1 protein-coding gene and 2 pseudogenes are annotated in these 1226 nt (G+C 67.9%); 1 reads left to right on the forward strand and 2 read right to left on the reverse strand.

What is annotated here, in order from left to right; all coding sequences use genetic code 11:
- A pseudogene (locus AB0E94_RS53060) lies at nt 1–164 on the forward strand (IS30 family transposase); the annotation flags it as partial.
- 13 nt (nt 165–177) lie between these two features.
- On the opposite strand, the pseudogene AB0E94_RS53065 reads toward AB0E94_RS53060, so the two are convergent.
- Together AB0E94_RS53065 and AB0E94_RS53070 are read right to left on the reverse strand one after the other, a co-directional pair.
- A pseudogene (locus AB0E94_RS53065) lies at nt 178–795 on the reverse strand (IS3 family transposase); the annotation flags it as partial.
- Nucleotides 768–1067, reverse strand: a complete 300-nt coding sequence (locus tag AB0E94_RS53070) for a transposase (RefSeq protein WP_360344613.1) — start codon at nt 1065–1067, stop codon at nt 768–770. The pseudogene AB0E94_RS53065 and the gene AB0E94_RS53070, both read right to left, overlap by 28 nt.
- Nucleotides 1068–1226 lie beyond the last annotated feature (159 nt).

Here is a 1226-nt window from a genome sequence, read left to right on the forward strand (position 1 = left end):
CGAAAGGCACCGACCTGTCCCGAAGGAGCGCCGACGAGATCAACGCCGTCGCCCATGCGCTCAACAGCCGACCGCGGAAAACTCTCGGCTGGAAGACACCAGCCGAAGCCCTCGACGAACACCTACGATCGTTCCAACAACCCCGTGTTGCGACCACCGGTTGAATCCACCCTCGCTGCCCCTGTCGCTGTGGAAGATCACCCCTTCGACGTTGCCGCCTCGGGTGACGGCGGCCATGTTCAGCGCCGCCACGACCAGGCCGGCGTCGTGGTGGGCGCCCATCGCGTAGCCGAGGATGCGACGGGAGTACAGGTCGATGACGGTGGCCAGGTAGAGCTTGCCCTCGTCGGTGCGGATCTCGGTCATGTCGCCGCACCAGGCGACATCCGGCGCCGGCGCGGTGAACGCCCGCTTGATGAGGTCCGGCGCGGCTGGACGTGTGCCCTGGCGGGTCAGGCTCCGGCGGCGACGCCTGACACGGGCGGTCAGGCCGGAACCGGCCATGAGCTGCGCGATCGTGTTGTCCGAGACCTGCCAACCCTGCTCGCGCAGCTCGATACCGATACGGGGACTGCCGTAGGTGCCGCCCGAGTCGTCGAACACCTTCTGGACCGCGGCCGCCAGCCGGGCACGCCGGTCATCGCGGCGGGTCGGTGGCCGGTCGCGCCATTTGTAGAACCATGACTCGGACACCCCCAACGCCCGGCAGGCCAGCGCGTGCGGCACGTTGTGCTCGGTCCTCTGGGCAGCGATGAAGGCGGCCACGCTTACCGGCCCGTCGCTTCCTTGACCCACAGGACCACGGATCGCTTGAGGACATCACGCTCCATCGCCAGCTCCGCGTTCTCCCGCCGCAACCGGGCCAGCTCCGCCCGCTCGTCCTCGGCCAGGTGCCCGGCAGCGGCCTCACCGCGAGTCTCGCGGTCCCTCTTCACCCAGTTGGCCAGGGTCCCGCTGTTGATCCCCAGGTCACGGGCGACCTGAGCAATCGACTTACCCGTCTCACGCACGATCCGCACCGCACCCGCCCGGAACTCCGGATCGAACTGCCGTCTCGTCTCAGCCATGAACCTCTATCCCTCAAGCTCTGGCCTCCACGCTACGAGGGGAAGAGCATTCCGGCATCTCCCCCACTGGCGGAGTGACCGGCATAGGCCCGGGCGATGGCGTAGCCGAAGTTGCGCTCCACCCAAGTCAAAGTGGTGTGCCGTAGCCAGTGGGTGATG

This window comes from Actinoplanes sp. NPDC026670 (assembly GCF_040638175.1).
In the GTDB taxonomy this organism is placed as follows: domain Bacteria; phylum Actinomycetota; class Actinomycetes; order Mycobacteriales; family Micromonosporaceae; genus Actinoplanes.

Excerpts from the sequence above, each read along its gene's own strand:
- AB0E94_RS53070 (WP_360344613.1), bottom strand. The coding sequence starts at position 1,067 with ATGGCTGAGACGAGACGGCAGTTCGATCCGGAGTTCCGGGCGGGTGCG.